General features: G+C 73.2%; 26 protein-coding genes and 1 pseudogene. 14 read left to right on the top strand and 13 right to left on the bottom strand.

From position 1 onward, the window contains the following. Nucleotides 1-4 precede the first annotated feature (4 nt). Nucleotides 5-1,237, top strand: a complete 1,233-nt coding sequence (locus PED38_RS08505; protein WP_270980855.1) for an acyl-CoA dehydrogenase family protein — start codon at nt 5-7, stop codon at nt 1,235-1,237. A 41-nt stretch (nt 1,238-1,278) separates the two neighbouring features. Then, the gene (locus PED38_RS08500; RefSeq protein WP_270980854.1) at nt 1,279-2,136 is read left to right on the top strand and encodes a phosphatase PAP2 family protein; all 858 of its coding nucleotides are present in this window, start codon (nt 1,279-1,281) and stop codon (nt 2,134-2,136) included. Here PED38_RS08500 and PED38_RS08495 read toward each other — a convergent pair. Further along, nucleotides 2,126-3,286, bottom strand: a complete 1,161-nt coding sequence (locus PED38_RS08495; protein WP_333720442.1) for a hypothetical protein — start codon at nt 3,284-3,286, stop codon at nt 2,126-2,128. The genes PED38_RS08500 and PED38_RS08495 overlap by 11 nt on opposite strands. Before the next feature lie 148 nt (nt 3,287-3,434). Here PED38_RS08495 and PED38_RS08490 point away from each other — a divergent pair, with 148 nt between their 5' ends. Then, nucleotides 3,435-3,674 carry a hypothetical protein gene (locus tag PED38_RS08490; RefSeq protein ID WP_270980853.1) on the top strand — a complete coding sequence of 80 codons (240 nt, stop codon included), beginning with the start codon at nt 3,435-3,437 and terminating at the stop codon, nt 3,672-3,674. 45 nt (nt 3,675-3,719) lie between these two features. After that, nucleotides 3,720-4,142 (top strand): alternative ribosome rescue aminoacyl-tRNA hydrolase ArfB, encoded by a 423-nt coding sequence (gene arfB, locus PED38_RS08485; protein ID WP_270980851.1) that lies wholly within the window; start codon nt 3,720-3,722, stop codon nt 4,140-4,142. A gap of 27 nt (nt 4,143-4,169) precedes the next feature. Here the strand turns inward: arfB and PED38_RS08480 are convergent, their stop codons facing one another. Beyond that, on the bottom strand, nt 4,170-5,219 hold the full coding sequence (locus PED38_RS08480; protein ID WP_063071272.1) for an LLM class flavin-dependent oxidoreductase: 1,050 nt from the start codon (nt 5,217-5,219) through the stop codon (nt 4,170-4,172). Nucleotides 5,220-5,298: 79 nt separating this feature from the next. Next, nucleotides 5,299-5,454, bottom strand: a complete 156-nt coding sequence (locus tag PED38_RS08475) for a hypothetical protein (RefSeq protein ID WP_175345476.1) — start codon at nt 5,452-5,454, stop codon at nt 5,299-5,301. A 70-nt stretch (nt 5,455-5,524) separates the two neighbouring features. Between PED38_RS08475 and PED38_RS08470 the strand changes: the two genes are divergently transcribed. Beyond that, nucleotides 5,525-5,869: a DUF2200 domain-containing protein gene (locus tag PED38_RS08470; protein ID WP_063071273.1), complete on the top strand. Its 345-nt coding sequence runs from the start codon at nt 5,525-5,527 to the stop codon at nt 5,867-5,869. Here the strand turns inward: PED38_RS08470 and PED38_RS08465 are convergent. After that, nucleotides 5,866-6,093, bottom strand: a complete 228-nt coding sequence (locus PED38_RS08465) for a DUF2283 domain-containing protein (RefSeq protein WP_270980976.1) — start codon at nt 6,091-6,093, stop codon at nt 5,866-5,868. The genes PED38_RS08470 and PED38_RS08465 overlap by 4 nt on opposite strands. Then, nucleotides 6,093-6,668 (bottom strand): TetR family transcriptional regulator, encoded by a 576-nt coding sequence (locus PED38_RS08460; protein ID WP_270980848.1) that lies wholly within the window; start codon nt 6,666-6,668, stop codon nt 6,093-6,095. The genes PED38_RS08465 and PED38_RS08460 overlap by 1 nt, the downstream gene beginning before the upstream one ends. Before the next feature lie 95 nt (nt 6,669-6,763). Between PED38_RS08460 and PED38_RS08455 the strand changes: the two genes are divergently transcribed. The 4 genes and pseudogenes from PED38_RS08455 to PED38_RS08440 all read left to right on the top strand — a co-directional run. Then, a complete protein-coding gene (locus PED38_RS08455) occupies nt 6,764-7,903 on the top strand; it encodes a zinc-binding alcohol dehydrogenase family protein (RefSeq protein WP_270980846.1) in 1,140 nt (379 codons plus the stop codon). 113 nt (nt 7,904-8,016) lie between these two features. Next, nucleotides 8,017-8,334 carry a PadR family transcriptional regulator gene (locus PED38_RS08450; protein WP_270980845.1) on the top strand — a complete coding sequence of 106 codons (318 nt, stop codon included), beginning with the start codon at nt 8,017-8,019 and terminating at the stop codon, nt 8,332-8,334. Continuing rightward, nucleotides 8,331-8,729, top strand: a complete 399-nt coding sequence (locus PED38_RS08445; RefSeq protein ID WP_270980843.1) for a hypothetical protein — start codon at nt 8,331-8,333, stop codon at nt 8,727-8,729. The genes PED38_RS08450 and PED38_RS08445 overlap by 4 nt, the downstream gene beginning before the upstream one ends. Next, nucleotides 8,630-8,947 (top strand): annotated as a pseudogene (locus tag PED38_RS08440) (ATP-binding cassette domain-containing protein); the annotation flags it as partial. The gene PED38_RS08445 and the pseudogene PED38_RS08440, both read left to right, overlap by 100 nt. Nucleotides 8,948-8,977: 30 nt before the next feature. Here PED38_RS08440 and PED38_RS08435 read toward each other — a convergent pair. Then, a complete protein-coding gene (locus PED38_RS08435) occupies nt 8,978-10,165 on the bottom strand; it encodes a sensor histidine kinase (RefSeq protein ID WP_131798109.1) in 1,188 nt (395 codons plus the stop codon). A gap of 246 nt (nt 10,166-10,411) precedes the next feature. Here PED38_RS08435 and PED38_RS08430 point away from each other — a divergent pair, with 246 nt between their 5' ends. After that, nucleotides 10,412-11,104, top strand: a complete 693-nt coding sequence (locus PED38_RS08430) for a response regulator (protein ID WP_063071280.1) — start codon at nt 10,412-10,414, stop codon at nt 11,102-11,104. A gap of 17 nt (nt 11,105-11,121) precedes the next feature. Next, nucleotides 11,122-11,694, top strand: a complete 573-nt coding sequence (locus tag PED38_RS08425) for a YdeI/OmpD-associated family protein (RefSeq protein WP_270980839.1) — start codon at nt 11,122-11,124, stop codon at nt 11,692-11,694. Between the two features lie 24 nt (nt 11,695-11,718). On the opposite strand, the gene PED38_RS08420 is transcribed toward PED38_RS08425, so the two are convergent. From PED38_RS08420 to PED38_RS08405, 4 genes are read right to left on the bottom strand one after another with little or no spacing between them, the layout of a single operon-like run. Then, the gene (locus tag PED38_RS08420; RefSeq protein WP_063071282.1) at nt 11,719-12,297 is read right to left on the bottom strand and encodes a GNAT family N-acetyltransferase; all 579 of its coding nucleotides are present in this window, start codon (nt 12,295-12,297) and stop codon (nt 11,719-11,721) included. A 40-nt stretch (nt 12,298-12,337) separates the two neighbouring features. Then, the gene (locus PED38_RS08415; protein ID WP_270980837.1) at nt 12,338-12,652 is read right to left on the bottom strand and encodes a DMT family transporter; all 315 of its coding nucleotides are present in this window, start codon (nt 12,650-12,652) and stop codon (nt 12,338-12,340) included. Next, nucleotides 12,652-13,020 (bottom strand): DMT family transporter, encoded by a 369-nt coding sequence (locus PED38_RS08410; RefSeq protein WP_270980836.1) that lies wholly within the window; start codon nt 13,018-13,020, stop codon nt 12,652-12,654. The genes PED38_RS08415 and PED38_RS08410 overlap by 1 nt, the downstream gene beginning before the upstream one ends. Beyond that, a complete protein-coding gene (locus PED38_RS08405; protein ID WP_270980835.1) occupies nt 13,017-13,694 on the bottom strand; it encodes an HAD-IA family hydrolase in 678 nt (225 codons plus the stop codon). The genes PED38_RS08410 and PED38_RS08405 overlap by 4 nt, the downstream gene beginning before the upstream one ends. Before the next feature lie 103 nt (nt 13,695-13,797). Here PED38_RS08405 and PED38_RS08400 point away from each other — a divergent pair, with 103 nt between their 5' ends. Continuing rightward, a complete protein-coding gene (locus tag PED38_RS08400; RefSeq protein ID WP_175345478.1) occupies nt 13,798-13,950 on the top strand; it encodes a hypothetical protein in 153 nt (50 codons plus the stop codon). Then, nucleotides 13,943-14,137: a hypothetical protein gene (locus tag PED38_RS08395; protein ID WP_270980834.1), complete on the top strand. Its 195-nt coding sequence runs from the start codon at nt 13,943-13,945 to the stop codon at nt 14,135-14,137. Before PED38_RS08400 ends, PED38_RS08395 begins: the two co-directional genes overlap by 8 nt. A gap of 190 nt (nt 14,138-14,327) precedes the next feature. Here PED38_RS08395 and PED38_RS08390 read toward each other — a convergent pair whose 3' ends face one another. After that, nucleotides 14,328-14,789, bottom strand: a complete 462-nt coding sequence (locus tag PED38_RS08390; RefSeq protein ID WP_270980832.1) for a hypothetical protein — start codon at nt 14,787-14,789, stop codon at nt 14,328-14,330. A 268-nt stretch (nt 14,790-15,057) separates the two neighbouring features. Here PED38_RS08390 and PED38_RS08385 point away from each other — a divergent pair, with 268 nt between their 5' ends. After that, a complete protein-coding gene (locus PED38_RS08385) occupies nt 15,058-16,230 on the top strand; it encodes an FAD-dependent oxidoreductase (protein WP_270980831.1) in 1,173 nt (390 codons plus the stop codon). A gap of 27 nt (nt 16,231-16,257) precedes the next feature. Here PED38_RS08385 and PED38_RS08380 read toward each other — a convergent pair whose 3' ends face one another. Both PED38_RS08380 and PED38_RS08375 read right to left on the bottom strand, forming a co-directional pair. Next, complete coding sequence (locus tag PED38_RS08380; RefSeq protein ID WP_270980829.1) at nt 16,258-16,944, bottom strand: hypothetical protein; 687 nt, start codon at nt 16,942-16,944, stop codon at nt 16,258-16,260. A 149-nt stretch (nt 16,945-17,093) separates the two neighbouring features. Then, nucleotides 17,094-18,053, bottom strand: a complete 960-nt coding sequence (locus PED38_RS08375) for an acetylxylan esterase (protein ID WP_270980827.1) — start codon at nt 18,051-18,053, stop codon at nt 17,094-17,096. Nucleotides 18,054-18,078 lie beyond the last annotated feature (25 nt).

Genomic DNA, 18,078 nt, shown 5'->3' with positions numbered 1-18,078 from the left:
TCCCGTGACCCGCCGACTCGACGCCGTCCTCGCGCGCCTCCGTCCCCTGCTCGATCGCATCGCCGAGGGCGCCGTCGCCCGCGAGCGCGACCACGAGCTGCCCGTCGAGCCCCTGCGCGATCTCGTCGACGCAGGGCTGTCCCGTCTCCGCGTGCCCGTGGATCAGGGCGGCGAGGGCCTCAGCATCCCCGAGCTCGCCGAGGTGCTCGTGGAGCTCGCCGCCGCGGACTCGAACCTGCCGCAGATCCTCCGCGGCCACATCGCGTTCGTCGAGGACCGGCTGCAGGCGCCGCCCGGGCCCGAGCGCGACGCGTGGCTGCGGCGGTTCGCGGCGGGCGAGCTCGTCGGCAACGCCTGGAGCGAGGTCGGCTCGGGCGCGATCGGCACGGCGCAGACGAAGCTGGAGCGCCGCGGCGACCGCTGGGTGCTGAACGGCCGCAAGTACTACACGACGGGCAGCATCTTCGCCGCGTGGACGGACGTGACGGCCGACCGGGATGGCGAGCCCGTGACCGCCATCGTCCGCACCGACCAGCCCGGCGTGCGCATCTCCGACGACTGGGACGGCTTCGGCCAGCAGCTCACCGGCACCGGCACCATCGTGTTCGAGGACGCGGAGGTGGACGCCGCCCACGTCGCGCCGTTCGCCGAGCGGTTCCGGTACCAGACGGCGCTGTACCAGCTCGTGCTGCTCGCCGTCCTCGCCGGGGTGGCGGTGGCGGCGGAGCGCGACACGGCCCGGGCCGTCCGCGAGCGCACCCGGGTCTACAGCCACGGGGTGGCGTCGCTCGTGCGGGACGACGCGCAGATCCAGGCGGTGGTGGGGGAGATCTCCGCCGTCGCGTACACGGCGCGGCTGCTCGTGCGGGGTGTCGCGGAGGCGGTGCAGGCCGCGGCGGACACGGCGCACGAGCCCGGGAGCGACGCCGACGTGCAGGCGAACGTGCTCGCCGAGATCCGCTCGGCGCAGGCGCAGGTGGTGCTCTCGGAGTCGGTGCCGCGCGCGGCGACCCGGGTGTTCGACACGCTCGGCGCCTCCGCCACGAGTCGCGCCCGCGGGCTGGATCGGCACTGGCGCAACGCGCGCACGGTCGCCTCCCACAACCCGGTCGTCTACAAGGCGCGCATCGTCGGCGACTGGTCCATCAACGGCACGGCGCCGCCGTTCGTGTGGGACATCGGGACGGTGGTCCCGAAGGAGGGAGAGGCGGCGTCGGCGGACGGCCCGCGTCGGTAGCGTCGCAGGGGCGGGTGGTCCGCCGACGAGAGGCGTCCGACATGAGCGATACCCGCGGGCGCAGGCCCCTCCATCCCCTCGACCCCGCCGACCTGGGCGTCGCCGGCGAGCTCCGCCGCGACCGCTTCCTCGGCGACCGCGACCTCACGCGCTGGGTGACGCCGGCCGGCCGCGCGCTGGTGCGGCTCGTGCAGCGGATCATGCGGGCGCTCGGGCCGTACGCGGCCCTCGTGATCACGCTGCTGGTGGGCCTCGTGCTCGCGTTCGGCCTCGCCGCGATCGCCGCGCAGGTCTACGACAACGTGACCGACGCCGACGGGGTGGCCGGCCTCGACCGGCCGCTCCTCGCCTTCATGATCGGCATCCGCACGCCGTGGCTGAACGATGCGGCGACCGCGTACACGGACGTCGCGGGCGTCGTGGTCATGCCGATCATCGCGGTGGTGACGATGCTGTTCCTGGCCGTGAGGCGCCGCTCGTGGACCCCGGTCATCCTGGTGCTGGCGGCCGGCGGCGGATCCCTGCTGCTCACCATCGCGGGCAAGGACATCATCGACCGCGCCCGCCCCGACCTCGCCGACGCGGTGCCGCCGTACGAGACGTCGCCGTCGTTCCCGAGCGGGCACACGCTGAACGCGGTGGCGATCGCCGGGATCCTCGCCTACCTGCTCCTCCTCCGCCAGCACCGCCGCGCGACCCGCGTGCTCTCGATCGCGGTCGCCGTGGTCTTCGCGGTGACCATCGGCGCCACCCGCGTGTACCTCGGCCACCACTGGTTCACGGACGTCCTCGCCGCCTTCTTCCTCGGCGGCGCGTGGCTGGCGCTGGTGATCACGGCGCATCGGCTGTATCTCACGGCGCGGCGGCCGGAGGTGGGGGAGGCGGGCGTCACGCCTTAGGCGATCCGGCGGGTCCGGCCAGGTAGGCCTGCCACTCCGCCGTGTGCTGGAGCCCGTTCGCGCCGGACCTGCAGATCGTGAGCCACGAGGAGGGATCGCCGTCGTCGGCGCCCCACCCGAACGCGCGATGGACCTCCAGATCCGTGGGGCCCTCGCCGTGCGTGACCACCAGGACCGCCGGCTTCTCCTCCATGTCGAGGAAGCGGGCGCTCAGCATCCGGTTGATGGGCGCGTCGCGGAACGAGTAGCCGATGACGATCCAGCGCATTGCGCGGTTCAGCCCCTCCTCGAACACCTCGTAGGCGAGCTTGTACGGGTATTCGCCCGCGTGCTGCGCCTTGTCCCGGGGGTTCGCCAGGACGACCGAGGGCCGGACGTTCGTGGTGCGCTGCCGCACGGCGGCCCACTGCTTCTCATCGTCGAGGATCTCCTTGGGGATCTTGGCGTAGATGTCGTCCCGCCTGTTCTCCCAGTAGGTCAGCGAGCCATGGAGGTGCAGAAGGTTCACGCGCCAGTCCTTCGGGAAATCCGCCGCGGTGCGGCGCAACGCCTTCACCATGCGTGTCCTGTTCGCGGCGAATGCGACCTCGACCGACGTGCGCCCGTCCGCGAGATCCGCCACCTCCCGCTCTCGGCACACGTGGAGCAGCGCGGCCAGCAGGAGGGTGTCGTAGTTCAGGTTCCCGAACGCGACCCTGCCGGGGAACGCCTGCAGGATCGCGGTGACCAGAGCATGCAACTCGGCGGCCTTCTCGAATTCCGCGTGGGTCCGCTCGCAGATCACCTCCAGCACGTGCGAGACGCCGTTGTCGCGGACCTGCGCGGCGAAGGACGCGACCCGTCGGATGGCCTCGCGCAGCTCCTCGTCCTTGGGGCTCGTCAGCGTGGCGAGGGTCTCCAGCATCCCCAGCATGCGGGACTCCGTCCCGAAGGCGCCGACCAGGTGCTCGAAGTCCTCGGCGCTCGTCACGCCCTCGGGGAGGGCGTTCTCCGCGATCTCCTTCATGGCGGCGACCGCGTCATCGCCGTCCGCCGTGCGGATGCGCCTCATCACCTCCTCGGTGATGCTGCGGAGCTCCAGCTCGGGGTTGAAGGCGATCGACAATCCGTTGCCGACCAGCACCGCGACGTCATCCTGCTGTCCCATCACGGGTCCGTTCTCCTGGGCTGCTGGCCGGACGAGCGCCGGCGACGGGAGAAGCTTCGGGTCACGCCGAGGAGCGTGTCAACGGATCCGAGAACGTTGCGCTTCGTCCCTCGGCTGCGCTAAGAGCACCGGCCTGTGGGACGGTGGATGCATGGACGACAGGCGCAGCTTCGAGGACGACACCGCGGCGAAGCAGAGGCTGACGGGCGAGCCGTCGTTCCGGCAGGTGATCGTGCTCGTGGTGATCACCTCGGTGATCATGTCCTTCAGCGCGGCGATGCTCCGTCTGACTCCCGTCGCCACGTTCGTCGTCATCGTCGTCGGGATGGTGGTTCTGGGCCTCGTCGGCCGGCTGATCCTCAAGCGCATCAACCTCCGCCGACACCGCTAGGCGGTGCTCGCGCGGCCCGCGTCCCGAGCGTGCGACCCTTGCCGCATGGATCTCGAGGTCGGCCCCGCGCTGACCATCCCCGCCGCTGAGCTGCAGTGGCGGTTCTCGCGGTCGTCCGGGCCCGGCGGGCAGCACGTCAACACGTCGGACAGCCGGGTGCAGCTCACGTGGGACGTCGCGGGATCGCTCGTGCTGACGGATCAGCAGCGAACGCGGATCCTCGAGCGGCTCGGCCGGCGCCTGGTCGCCGGGACCATCACGGTCACGGTCTCCGAGCAGCGGTCGCAGCTCCGCAACAGGGTCGCCGCGATCGACGGGCTGCGTCAGCTCGTCGCGGATGCGCTCGCACCCGATGCCGCCCCGCGACGTCCGACCCGCCCCACCAAGGGATCACAGAAGAGACGCCTCGCGGCCAAGACGCAGCGCTCCGCCACGAAGCAGCAGCGCAAGCGGCCGACCGGCGACTGAGCCGGCGGACGAGCAGGTGTCAGCGGATCAGGCCGACGCCCCCACCGCCGCATCCGCCCGGTCCCACCCCAACGCCTCCCCGATCCCCTTGATCGCCGCGAGCGAGCGCAGGTTGAAGTCCACGCCGAGTTGGTTGGGGATCGTGACGAGGAGGGTGTCCGCCGCGGCGATCGCCTGGTCGGCGCCGAGCTCCTCGATGAGGCGCTCCGGGGTGCCGATGTAGGAGCGCCCGAAGCGCCACTTCTCGCCGCCGACCTCGCCCACCTGGTCGCGGCCCTCGATCTGCGAGCGGACGCCGAAGAAAGCTTCCGACTCGTCGTCGATGATCGGGATGATGCTGCGGCTGACGCTCACGCGCGGCTCCCACGCGTGTCCGGCGGCGGCCCAGCCGTCGCGGAACAGCTGGATCTGCTCGGCCTGGAGCACGTCGAGCGGCACGCCGGTGTCCTCCGAGAGGAGCGTCGACGACATCAGGTTCATGCCCTGCTCGGCCGCCCACTGGCCGGTGGCGCGCGTGCCGGCGCCCCACCAGATCCGCTCGCGGAGGCCGGGCGACTGCGGGGTGATCGCGACACCACCCGCGATCATGCCGCGCTGCGGGGCCGCGGTCGCGAGCTCCTCGCCCTCGAGCGCGCGGAGGAAGAGGCCGGTGTGGCGGCGGGCCATGTCGGCGTCGGTCTCGCCGTCGCGGGGCACGTAGCCGAACGACTCGTAGCCGGCCTCGACCTGCTCGGGCGATCCGCGGCTGATGCCGAGCTGCACCCGGCGGTTGGAGATGAGGTCGGTCATGGCCGCCTCCTCGGCCATGTAGAGGGGGTTCTCGTAGCGCATGTCCACGACGCCGGTGCCGATCTCGATCCGGCTGGTGCGGCTCGCGATGGCGGCCAGCAGCGGGAACGGCGATGCCTGCTGCGGCGCGAAGTGGTGCACGCGGAAGTACGCGCCGTCGATGCCGATCTCCTCCGCCGCGACCGCGAGGTCGATCGACTGGAGCAGCGAGTCCTGGGCGGTGCGCACGCGGGATCCGCGCACGTCCTGCCAGTGGTTGAACGACAGGAAGCCGATCTTCGTGGCCATGGGGCGCTCCTCGGTGCTCGGCGGCGACGGATCCGGGTGGATGCGTCTGCATGGAGTCGAACCGCGCCGGGGCGGCTGCCTATTCCCGCGTCGGGTGTGCCTCGGGCGCGATCGGCGCCTCGCTCAGCTCGCGCTCCTCGAACTCCCCACGCTGGGCGCGTTCGAGTGCGGCGAGCAGCCGCCGTGCGCCGGCCGGGTTCCGGAGCAGGTAGGAGGTCTCGTCTTCGGGAGACATGGGAGGTCCTCTCATCGGGATCAGGCGACGGTACCTGTACCTCCCGTCCGCACCGGCATACGCTCCGGACATGCACCGCATCTACACGACCTCGTTCGCGTCGGTCCACGCGCTCTACGTGAAGAAGGTCGAGCGCAAGGGCCGCACGCGCGCGGAGGTCGACGAGGCGATCACGTGGCTGACCGGCTTCGACGCCGTGGAGCTGGAGCGCCACCTCGATGCGGAGACGACGTTCCAGGACTTCTTCGCCGCCGCCCGCCTCAACCCCCTCGCCGACGAGGTGCGCGGCGTGATCTGCGGCGTCCGCATCGAGGAGATCGACGATCCGCTGATGAAGCAGGTGCGGATCCTCGACAAGCTCGTCGACGAGATCGCCCGCGGCCGCCCGATGGCGAAGGTGCTGCGCGGCAGCTAGCCGATCCGCTCCGCCTCCGCGAGCACCGCCGCCGGCAGCACCGCGCTCGCGTGCAGCACCTCGATGCCGAGGAGGCGGCCGTCGGCGTCGAAGTCGAGGGAGATCTCGCCGCTGTCGCCGGGCGTCAAGATCGAGTGGATGGTCGTGCCCACCTCGCCGTCGCCGACCGGCCCCGCGAGGGCGACGTACGCGGCGTCCGCGACCGCGTCGTACGTGACCCGCATCACGCGCCCGCCGCCATCACCCGACGGAACGCGCCGAGCGTCTCGCGGAGCACCTCGGCGAGGTCGACGGCGCCGCCGTCCTCCGACAGCCACCGCCCGATGGACACCCCGAAGACCGTCGCGGTGGCGTGGGCGACGAGCACGGCCGTGAGCGGATCCACCCCGCGCTCCACGAAGCCCGCGCGCACGGCCTCCTGCATCGCCGCCACCTTGCGCATCTCGCGCTCCTGCAGCCCGGCATCCGCGACGATGATGCGCTTGCGGGCGAGCAGCGTCGCGCGCCCCTCCGCGAACTGCGACGCGACGACCTCCGGGAACCCGTCCTCCACGACCTGGAGCGGCGAGCGGTCGGGCGCCGCCTCGCGGATGATGCGCGTGACGAGCGCCGGCAGCTCGTCCTCCTCCGCGAACAGCACCTCGCGCTTGTCGGCGAAGTGGCGGAAGAACGTGCGGGTCGTGAGGCCGGCCCGGGCGGTGATCTCGGGCACGGTCGTCTCCGCGAAGCCCCGCTCGCCGAACAGCTCGAGGGCGGCGGCGGCCAGGCGCTCGCGCGCGTCCGGCTGCCATCTGCTCATGCGTCGATCCTAGTGATGACACGGCGTGCCATGACGGACTATGGTGATGACACGCGATGTCATCGGATGCCGCGACCCGAGATCGGAGATCCGCCGTGCCCACCGAATCCGCCGCCTGGCTCGCCTCGTCCGCCGCCGACCTCACCGTCGGCGCGGCGCCCTCCACCGCACCCCGCGCGGGCGAGGTCGCGATCCGCGTGCGCGCCGTCGCGATCAACCCGCTCGACACCATGAAGCAGCACATGGGCGACCTCATGTACCGCTGGCTGCCGCACCCCGCCGTGCTCGGTGAGGACGTGGCCGGCGTCGTCGACGAGGTCGGCCCCGGCGTCACGCGCTTCGCCGTGGGCGACCGGGTCGTCGCGTACGCGGTCGGCATGGAGAAGGGGCGGCGTCACGCGCCGGAGGGCGGGTTCCAGACCCGCGTCATCGTGCGCACCGACCTCGCCGCGCCGATCCCCGACTCCCTCGCGTTCGCCGACGCCGCCGTCCTCCCGCTCGGGATCTCGACCGCCGCGTCCGGCCTCTTCGGCGCCGGCCAGCTCGGCCTGCGGTTCCCGGACGCGACCACGCCGGCGACGGGGGAGACCGTGGTGGTGTGGGGCGGATCCACGAGCGTCGGCCTGAACGCGATCCAGCTCGCGGTCGCGGCCGGCTACGACGTCGTGACCACCGCGTCGCCGCGCAACCACGAGCTCGTGCGCTCGCTCGGCGCGAGCCGCGCGTTCGACTACCGGAGCCCGACGGCGGTGCAGGACATCGTGCGGCACCTGGCCGGGCGACGCGTGGCGGGCGTGCTCGCGATCGGCACCGGATCCGGCGACCCGGCCGTGCGGATCGCCGCGGCCACGGGCGCCAAGCGGGTCAGCATGGCGAGCCCGCCGGTCTCGTTCGACACCCTCCCGCGCGGCGGCCGCGTCGGCCTGCCGCTCGTGCGCCTCGGCCTCCGCATGGGCACGATCACCCCGGCCCTGATGCTGCGGGCGCGCGTCCGCGAGATCCGCGCGAGCTTCATCTGGGGCAGCGCCCTCATGCACGACGAGGTCGGTCCGATGCTCTGGGAGCGCTTCCTGCCGGACGCGCTCGCCGAGGGCCGCTACGTCGCGGCGCCGCAGGCGGAGGTCACGGGCACCGGGCTCCAGGCGATCCAGCCCGCGATGGACCGGCTCCGCGAGGGCGTCTCGGCGCGGAAGCTCGTGGTCACGCTCGGCGGAGGGACCGCCGAGGGCCGCTGACGCCGCCGGATCATCCAAAAGTCTCACGGATCCGATACCTCCGTATTCGCCCCCGCCATAGGTCGCGTCACGATCTATCCATGGACATCGGATGGTCATCGGACTGGAGCCGCGTGACGTTGCCCCTGACCGTCCTCCTCCTGCTCGGATCTGAGCCCGATCACGGGTACCGGCTGCTGGAGCGGCTGACGGAGTCCGGGCACGCCGAGGCCACGGGGAGCACGGTCTACCCGCTCCTCGCACGGCTGGAGGACCGGGGCTGGGTGCGACACGACTGGCAGCACGTGGGGCCGGGCCCCGGCCGGAAGGTGTTCTCGGTCACGAGCCGGGGGCGTGAACGTGTCGCGGTGCTGCTGGACGAATGGGCGCGGGTCCGCACGACGCTCGACGCGATCGCGTCGGGTCACGACGGGATGAGGAGCGGGACATGAACTACTACAGGAGGCTGGCGTTCGAGCTGCGGGTGCGGGGCCTCGACGAGGACCGGATCCGCTCGACGCTCGACGACGTCCGGAGCGACTGCTCCCTCGCGGACGCGGGGCCGGAGGACCGCTTCGGCGACCCCCGCGTCTTCGCCGCGCAGTTCCCCCAGCATCGGACGTGGACGCCGGGCAAGCGGTTCGTGACGGTCGTGGTCGTGGTCGCCGCGCTCCTCGCGGTGTCGCTGATCGCGCTGTCGGCCACGCTCGACATCCCCATGCGGGTCGGCCCGCTGTCGGTGCCGCTGTGGTCGGCTCTGTTGCTGGCGGTCGGGGGCTGCGTCGGCGGCTTCGTGCTGGACCGGCGACTGCCGCGTGGGTTCGACGCGACGGAGGCCGGGCGGTGATCGTCGTCGACGGGCTCGCCAAGTCGTACGGACGCCGACGCGTCCTCGACGGCGTCACCTTCAGCTGCCCGCCGGGGACGGTCACGGGATTCCTTGGCCCCAACGGAGCCGGGAAGTCGACCACGCTGCGGATCCTCGCCGGCATGACGCGGCAGGACGCGGGGATCGCCACGGTGCACGGGCAGGCGTACGCGCGACTGGAACGCCCCGCCGCCACGGTGGGCATGATGCTCGACGCCGCCGCGCGCTCAGTGACGCGGCAGGCGGGCGCTCAACACCCAGGATCCCTCGACCTCGCGAGCCTCCAGGCTGCCGCCCAGGAGCGTGACGCGCTCACGCATCCGGTGCATCCCGTACCCGGAAGAGGGGATCGGGCTCGTGGTGGAGGTGGGCGCCATGGTGCTGGTGATCGTCACCGTCACGTCGTCCTGGCCCGGATCGATGTCCACGCGCACGTCCGGGCGGGGGGCCGCGTGCTTCGCGACGTTGGTAGCCCCCTCCCGTAGCAGGCGGACGATCGTCAGCTGGATGGCGCTCGACACGTCCAGGCCGTCGAGCGGCCCCACGACGACATGCGCTCCGAGGGCCTCGAGGTCGTGACGGACCGAGTCCACGGCGCCGGCGATGGTGTCTCCGTCCTCATCCCGATCGCCGATGGTCGTGCTCCGGTCGTCCCGCACCACCCGCAGCACGCGCCGGATGTCCGCGAGCGCCTGGTCGGCGCTGTCGCGGATCGCGACGACGGACTGCTCACGCAGCGCGGGGTCGTCGACCCGCCCCAGCACGCGCACGTGCATGGCGACGAGCGTGACGTCGTGGGCGATGATGTCGTGCAGCTCGTCGGCGATGCGCTGCCGCTCCGCTTCGAGCTCCGCGTCACGCGCCCGCTCCAGGTCCAGGAGGTCGACGGCCAGTCCCCGCTCGCGCCGGAGCGAGGAGCGCAGGGTGCGGCCCACGAGGGCAGCGAGCGCGCCGATGAGGAGCACGGCGGGCAGGGCCGTCGTCGTGAGGGACTCCGCGGTCGTCCAGTGCAGCACGACCACCGCCGACGCCGTCACCGCGTACAGGCCGCTGAACCAGCGGGGACTCGTGTAGACGACCAGCCCGGTCGCGACGGCGAGGTAGACGGCGAGGCCGCCGCCCTGGCCCGCCGCGGTCTCCAGCAGGGCGGCGAGGAGCAGCGAGATCGCTGCGGCGGGCGGTGACCACGCGAACAGCGCGACGGCCATGGTCGGCGCCTCCTGCGCCACGAGCTCGCGCCAGGACGGTGCTGGATCCTCCAGGAAGCCGACGATGTCGACGACCAGCACGAGCGTGATCACCGTCAGGAGCGCGATGCGCGCACGGGGCGGGAGGTTCGAGAAGTCCGGTTCGCGTCCCCGCCACGGCTGGGGCAGGCCGCTCATCCGGCGTCGGAGGTACCCAGCTCTCGTCACCCGCCCATCATGACTGGTCGCGTAGGCCGTTCACTTGCAGATCTTGAGGAGCTTGCATGCCTCGTTCCAGAAACCCGTCGGTCGGATGAGTCCCATCAGCGTGATCAGTGCCTGCATCGTCGTCTCCTTCTCCGTGCGTCTGGAGAAGCGTCTCGGCGCCGGTGCGCGCGTCGATGCATCCGAAGGTCGCGACCCACGAGACTTCCGTATGGTCATCGGCGACGGACGCCCCCGTAGGCTCGCGGCATGGCACCCATCCGCGTCCTCATCGCCGATGACGAGGCGCTGGTGCGTCATGCGCTCCGCATCTTCGTGGCGTCGGCTCCCGACATGACGGTCGTCGGCGAAGCGGAGGACGGCGTCCTCGCGGTGCGCGCAGCCGAGGAGCTGCAGCCCGACGTCGTGCTGATGGACCTGCAGATGCCGCGCATGGGCGGGATGGAAGCGACTCGGCGGATCACGGCGGCGCTGTCGGACACACGGGTGCTGGCCGTGACCACGTTCTCCTCCGAGCGGCACGTGGTGCCCGCGCTCCGCGCCGGTGCGTCCGGTTACCTCGTCAAGGACAGCGAGCCGGACGACATCCTGCACGCCATCCGCGAGGTCCGGGCGGGGCGGTCTGTCATGTCGCCACGCATCACGCGCGATCTGATCCTGTCCCTCCGCGACGATTCGGAGACCGGCTCGATGGCGGCCTCGGGGCACGAGCCGTTGACGACGCGCGAGTACACCGTCGTCCGCCTCATCGGACGCGGCATGTCGAATGCCGAGATCGCCCGGGAGCTGCATCTCTCCGAGCCGACCATCAAGGCGAACCTCAGCCGTGTGATGACCAAGTGGGACGTGCGCGACCGCGTGCAGGTGCTGATCCACGCGGTGCGCCACGGCATCGTGGACCTCTCGCACTACGAGGGCGAGCCGTCGGTCAGAGCCCGATGACCCCGGTCGGCGGGGGAGTGCACGCCCTTCTCACCCTCCCCGACCGCGCCGCGTGGCGCGCCTGGCTCGACGCGCACGAGGAGTCGTCCGACGGCGTGTGGCTGGTGCTCGCGAAGAAGGGCACGACGGATCCGACCTCCCTCACCTACGCGGAGGCCCTCGACGAGGCGCTGTGCAGCGGGTGGATCGACGGGCAGACCGCGAGCATCGACGAGCGGGTGTTCCGCCGCCGGTTCACCCCCAGGCGGAAGGCGTCGCTGTGGTCGGAACGCAACATCGGCCTGGTCGCGACGCTCACGGCCGAGGGGCGGATGCGGCCGGCCGGGATCCGCGAGGTCGAGCGCGCGCAGGCCGACGGGCGGTGGGAGCGGGCGTACGCGGGTCAGGCATCCGCTGCGGAGCCCGAGGACCTGCTGGCCGCGCTCGCCGCGTCGCCCGCCGCCGCGGCGACCTTCGCGACGCTCAGCAAGGTCAACCGCTACGCCGTGATCCACCGGGTGTCGACGGCGCCGAACGCGACCGTGCGCGCCAACCGGCTCGCGAAGCTCGTGGCGATGCTCGAGCGCGGGGAGGCGCCGCACCCGCAGTAGGGCGGCGGATCGGCGCCAGCCGCGTCAGCGCGCGAACCACTCCCGCGCCAGCACCGACATCACGATCTCGTCGTGGAACGCGCCGTCGTGGAAGACCGTCTCGCGCCGCACGCCCTCCTCCACGAAGCCGACCTTCCGGTACGTCGCGCGGGCCCGGGCGTTGTAGGCGAAGACGTGCAGCTCGATCCGGTTCAGCCCCATCTCGCGGAACCCGTAGCCGACGAGGGTGCGCACGGCATCCGTGCCGTAGCCGACGCCCACGTGCTCGGATCCGATCATCACCGTCAGCGTCGCCGCGCGCGTCAGCAGCCCGGCGCCGTAGAGGGTGACGTGGCCGACGAGGCGGCCGGAGATCCGGTCGGTCACGCAGAAGCCCACGGAGCCCGCGGGTTCGTTGTCGCTCCACTTCCGGAACTGCTCCGCGACGTCGGCCTCGGGCCGCGGGCGCACCGTGAGCTGCTGCAGCACCGCCCACTCCGGATCCCGCCACCAGCGCACGAGGTCCGGGAGGTCGGCGTCCTCGAGCGCCCGAAGGCGTATCCGCTCGCCCTGGAGGATGCCCGCCCCGTACCGCTGCGGGTCGCCCGCGTCCGTCCATGCCATGCGGTCATCGTGCCATCAGCGGGCGGCGCGGCGCTGCGGGTCAGCGCCCGAGCTCGATGAGCAGCACGCCGGCGACGATGAGCACGATGCCGGCGACCATCGTGCGGGTCAGGGGATCGCGGAAGAGGAGGCGGCCGAGGATCGCGGTGAGGGCGACGCCGGTCGCGGCCCAGATCCCGTACGCGACGCCGATGGGCAGGCCGAGCGCGAGCGCGCCGCCCAGCATCGAGAACGCGGTGACGTAGCCGACCGCCACGACGGCGTACCAGCGCTTCCGGCCGTCGGTGGCGAGCTTGAGGGAGATGGTGGCGGCGACCTCGGTGACGATCGCGATCGACAGGAGCAGCCAGGCCATCAGCGGGCCTCGCCGGAGGCCGCGGTGGCGGCGGTCGCGCGGGCGGCCTGCGCGCGCTGCGACCCGAGCTCCACGAGCAGCACGCCGGCGACGATGAGCACGAGGCCGACGATCATCGGGCCGGTGAGCGGCTGGTCGAGAAGCGCCGCGGCGGCCACGGCGGTGAGCGCGACGCCGGTGGCGCCCCAGACCCCGTAGGCGACACCGACGGCCATGCCCGTCCTCAGCACGCGCGTCAGGAACCAGAACGCCGCGAGGTACCCGGTGACGACGAGCGCGTACCAGCCGGGCGCGTCGACGGCGGCCTGCAGCGCGAGGGAGGCGGTCACCTCGCTGACGATGGCGCCGCCGAGGAGGGCCCACCTCACGGGGTGGGCGTGGGGGCGTCGCCGGGGAGCGTGAGCGTGAGGACCCCGTGGCGCACCTCGACCGTGGTGCCGCGGTGGTCGCGGACGCGGGGGAGGCCGACGGTGGCGTCGCTCGCGTGGTCGCCGACGACGACCACGCGCATGCCGGCGGCGAGGCCCGCGCGGATGCCGGCCTCGGCGTCCTCGTAGACGATCGCGTCGGCCGGATCCACGCCCAGGCGCTCCGCCGCGAGCAGGTAGCCGGAGGGGTCGGGCTTGCCGGCGGTGACGTCGTCGGCGGAGACCACGACGTCGGGCACGCGGATCCCGGCGCCGGCGAGACGGGCGCGCGCGAGGTCCGGGCCGGCGCTCGTGACGAGGGCGTGGGATCCGGCGGGCAGCGCGGCGACCAGGTCGCGGGCGCCGGGGATCTCGACGGTCGCGGGGCTGCCGTCGAGCTCGAGCCGGTCGAGCTCGGCGAGGAGGGCGGGCACGTCGCTGCCGGCGGGCGCGAACCGGGCGATGCTGTCGGCGGCGCGCACGCCGTGGATCCGCCGCATCAGGTCCGCGGGGTCGTGGCCGAAGCGCCGCGCGAGCATCGTCCAGATCTCCTCCACGAGCGCCGTCGAGTCGACGAGCGTCCCGTCCATGTCGAGGAGGAGCGCGCGGGCGGTGAGCGTGACGGGTGCGGTCATGCGTCCATCCTCCCGGACGGGCGGCAGCCGGACGCGCCCCGGTCGGCCGCGATGGAGGGGACGCCGCGAGCCGACGCTGCGCGGGGGCGGGGGCGGAGGCGGCATGGGCGCGGGCGACACGGACGAGGTCGAGGGCGGGTTCCGCTGGGAGGCCCCGGCCTGGCTCTGCGCCGGCATCTTCGCGCCGTTCGGGCTCGCGGGTCTCGGCTGGGCGGCCGTGCGGGGGATCCGGCTGCGGAGGCGGGCCCGTGGGTGACCCGCTGGCGAAGGCGCTGCAGGTCGTGACCATCGTCTGCACCATCGGGATGGGGATCGGCTTTTTCCGCACGCTGAACCACACGTCCCGGACGAACGAGCCGGCACCGCGTTCGATGTACCTCGCCGCCCTGCCCTTCGCGGTGGTCGGCCTGCTGGCGGTCATCGTGGGGATCGCGCTCGACTGATCTGCCCCGCATCCGCGGTCGCCGCCGCCGGGCATCTCCGGTCGTGGTGGAGCGCAGGTCCGACGAAGGGCCGGGCCGGAGGCGATCCTCCGGCCCGACCCTCAGCCAGGCAGCCGTCGCGACGACGCGACGCCAGCCTGGTGCCCGCGGCGCGACCTCCACAGGGTGGTGGTGGGGACGACCGGCGCGATCAGGGGCGGTGGCCGCCCGGCGGGATGTGGATCGGCGGGAGGTCGATGTGGGGGAGCGGGACGTGGATGGGGATGTGGATGTTGATGGACGGGACGTGGATGTGCGGGATGTGGATGTGGACGGGGGGAAGTGGGATGTGGATGTGGATGCGGATCTCCGGCCAGTGGATGCCGAAGAGCTTCTGCTCGGCGATCGCACCATCCGTGGGCGACGCGGGGATGTGCTGACCTGCGATGCCGGTGGCCGTCGCATCCGTGAGGCGGCCGGACCCGACGTCCTGCTGGAGCTGGCCGTGCTCGATCGATGCGGCGACGCGTGCCTGCGGGGTGCTCTCCTCCGCGCTCGCGCTGTGGGCCGGGCCGGTGAAGGCGAGGCCGAGGGCGGTGAGGGAGCCGATCGCGAGGGTCGCGAGGAGCTTCGGTGGGAAGAGGATCCGGATCGTCTTCGTTCGGCGTGACATGGTGACGCACCTCCTTGTCGGGGCGGGGGGAGCCCGCGAGGAGACGGTAGGGCGCCGTGCGTGGGCAGGGCGGCCGCTCACAGGGCCCGCGAGTGAACGCCAGACGAACGTCTGACCTATCACGCGGGCGGGAACGGCGCGGGTGCGCCCGGGATCCACCCTCACGGACCGACGCCCGTCGGCTCCTCGCCCGGCCCGCGGCTCGCGGCGGGCTTACGGCTCCCGGGCCCGGCACCCGGAAGCGGGGGCGCGACCGTAGCCTGGCCGCATGACGGGATCCACCGGGCGCGGGCGCGCGACCCACCACGTGGTCATCGGCGCCGGGCTCGCCGGGGCGGCCACCGCCTGGCAGCTCGCGAGCCGCGGGCACGAGGTCACGGTGCTGGAGCGCGACCGGCCGGCGAGCATGCGGGGCAGCTCCCACGGATCCGCGCGCATCCTCCGCTACGCCTACCCCGACCCCTTCTACGTGCGCCTGATGCGCGACGCCCGCGTGCTCTGGGACCGGCTCGAGCGCAGCACGGGCACGCGGATCGTGACACCGACCGGATCCGTCGACTCGGGCCTCGTGCGCCGCCCGGCCGAGCTCGCGCGCGTGCTCGAGCGCGTCGGGATCGACCACGAGCTGATGTCCGCGCGCGCGGCCGAGGACCGCTGGCCCGAGATGACCTTCGACTCCGACGTGCTCTTCCACCCGGCCGCCGGCGTGGTCGACGCCGAGGTCGCCGTGCGCACGATGCTCGACCTGGCCGTCGCGCACGGCGCCGTGGTGCACGAGGGCTGGACGGCCGCGTCGGTGGAGCGCGCCGGCGCCGGCTTCCAGGTGGCCTCCGACGACGGGCGCCGCGTCGACGGCGACAGCGTCGTGGTGGGCGCGGGCGGCTGGCTGCCCGAGCTCCTGGCCGCGCTGCCGTTCCCGCGCGCCGCCCTCGACCGCATCCCGCCGCTGCGCGTGCGGCAGGAGCAGGTGTTCCACTTCCCGTATCGGCAGAGTCCGTATCGGCAGAGTCCGTATCGGGATGGCCCGCCCGCCCGATCCGTCCCCACCTCGATCCACATGGACGAGCGCATGCAGGTCTACGCGCTGCCCGGCGGCCGCGACGTGGAGGGCCGCGGCCACAAGGTCGCCGAGTTCGACGGCGGGCGCGTGATCCCGTCGGCCGCGCATCAGGACGGCCGCGTGGATCCGGCGAACCGCGCCCGCGTCGTCGACTGGGTGCGCCGCAACCTGCCGGGCGTCGAACCGGTGCCGTACGCCGAGTCGACGTGCCTGTTCACGAGCACGCCCACGGAGGACTTCGTGATCGACCGGATGGAGGGCATCACGATCGTCTCGCCCTGCTCCGGCCACGGCGCCAAGTTCGCGCCGCTCATCGGCAGCCTCGCGGCGGATGCGGCGACCGGCGAGCGCGTCGAGCCGCGGTTCGCGTTCGCGCCCTGACCCGCTGCCGCCCGCGCAGCAGCGCGGTCACACCTTCTGCGGTCGCCCTCGGGCCGGGATCCGCGTGCGGCTCCGCGCCGGATCCCGCGTGCCCGCGCGCTCCTCGGCGCGCTCCCGCTCCGCCGCCAGCCGCGCGAGCTCGTCGCGCAGCTCGCCGACCCGGTCGTCGCGCCCCTCCGCGGGGAACGCGCCGGGCAGCAGCTGCGGGCTGAGCCGCGCGCGCACGATCTGCTCGAGCGCCGAGTCGCGCGCGATGACGAGCACCTCGCGGAGCGCCTCCGGATCCCGCGACAGCGCGCCGAGCCGCTCCACGATCTCCTCCGCGATCTCGGCCCGCAGCCGGAGCCCCGGCACGTCGCCCTCGCGGTAGTCGTCCGGCCGCATGCCCTTGCCGTCGCGGAGCGCCGCGCGCTCGGTGGCCATGCGCAGCCGCTCGGCCTCGCCGCGCTTCTCGCCCGTGAGCTCCGCCAGCTCCCCGCGGAGCGCCTCGATGAGCGACTCCTCGTCGAACGCGCGCCGCTCGCGCAGGGTGCGCATGATGATCAGGTTCTCCATCTGCAGCCGGAGCGCCACGCCCACGAGCAGCAGCACCTCCTCGACGAGGACGTCCTTCTGCGCCGGATCGGCGGCCACGCGCGCCGCCACGGACGGCGGCGGGGGCCCGGGCTTGCTCGACCTGCCGGGCTTCGCGGGGCGGATGCGGGGCCGGGGCATGACGTCCTCCCGGTCCGCTCGCTCCACCGGCGAGGTGCTCCCAGGCTACGCGGAACCGCCGACCTCGGGGCGGGTCGCGCCCCCATCCGTGCACGGATCCGCGGGCCCGGCCACGAGCGGATCCGCGACCGGATCCGGGCGCGCCCGCGTCACCCCATCCGCCGCCGCAGGAACGCCAGCGTGCCGAGCTCGTCGTCGATGCCGCCGCCGTCGTGGCCGTTGTACTCCCACTCGACGATCTCCTTCTCGGCCGCGTACGCGTTGAACGCGCCGTAGACCGTGGACGGCGGGCAGGTCGCGTCCATGAGGCCCACCGAGAAGCGCGCGGGCGCGGTCGCGCGGCGCGAGAACGCGACGCCGTCGAAGTACCGCAGCACCGCGTGCACGTCCTCGCCGCGGCCCCGGTGCGTCTTCAGGTAGTCGACGACCTCGTGGTACGGGTACGCGTCGGTGATGTGCGTGGCCCGCTCGATGTCGCAGAGGAACGGCACGTAGGCGGAGACGGCCGCGATGTCCTCGCGCAGCCCGGCGACCGCGAGGGCCATGCCGCCGCCCTGGCTGCCGCCCTGCACGGCGATGCGCGACGGATCCACCACGTCGAGCGACCGCGCCACGTCGACCGCGCGCACGGCGTCGGTGAAGAGGCGGCGGTAGTAGTAGGACTCGCGCGACGCGATGCCCCGGGTCATGAAGCCGGGGATCGCGGGGCCGGCCTCGCCGTGGTCGGCGGTGTCGCCGGCGCTCCAGTACGAGCCCTGGCCGCGCGTGTCCATCTGCAGGTGCGCGAAGCCGGCGGCCGCGTAGATCAGGGTCTCCTCGGCGCGTCCGCGCCCGCCGCCGTAGCCGACGAACGAGACGACCGTGGGCAGCGGGCCGGTCGCGCCCGCGGGGGTGCGGAGCCAGGCGCGCACGTCGGTGCCGCCGGATCCGGCGAAGGTCACGTCCTGCACGTCGACGAGCGCGAGGTCGGTCTCCACGGGCGCGAGCCGCACGTCGAGGTCGTGGCTCCCGGCCTCGGCGAGGGTGTCGGCCCAGAAGGCGTCGAAGTCGTCCGGATCGACGTGGCTGCTGACGTGCGCGCGGGCGGCGTCGACGGGTTCGATGAGCATGGGTCCTCCGGGCGTTCGGCGGTGG

Source organism: Clavibacter sp. CT19, assembly GCF_027858075.1.
GTDB lineage: Bacteria > Actinomycetota > Actinomycetes > Actinomycetales > Microbacteriaceae > Clavibacter > Clavibacter tessellarius_A.
This window is presented reverse-complemented; position numbering and strand designations above follow the sequence as displayed.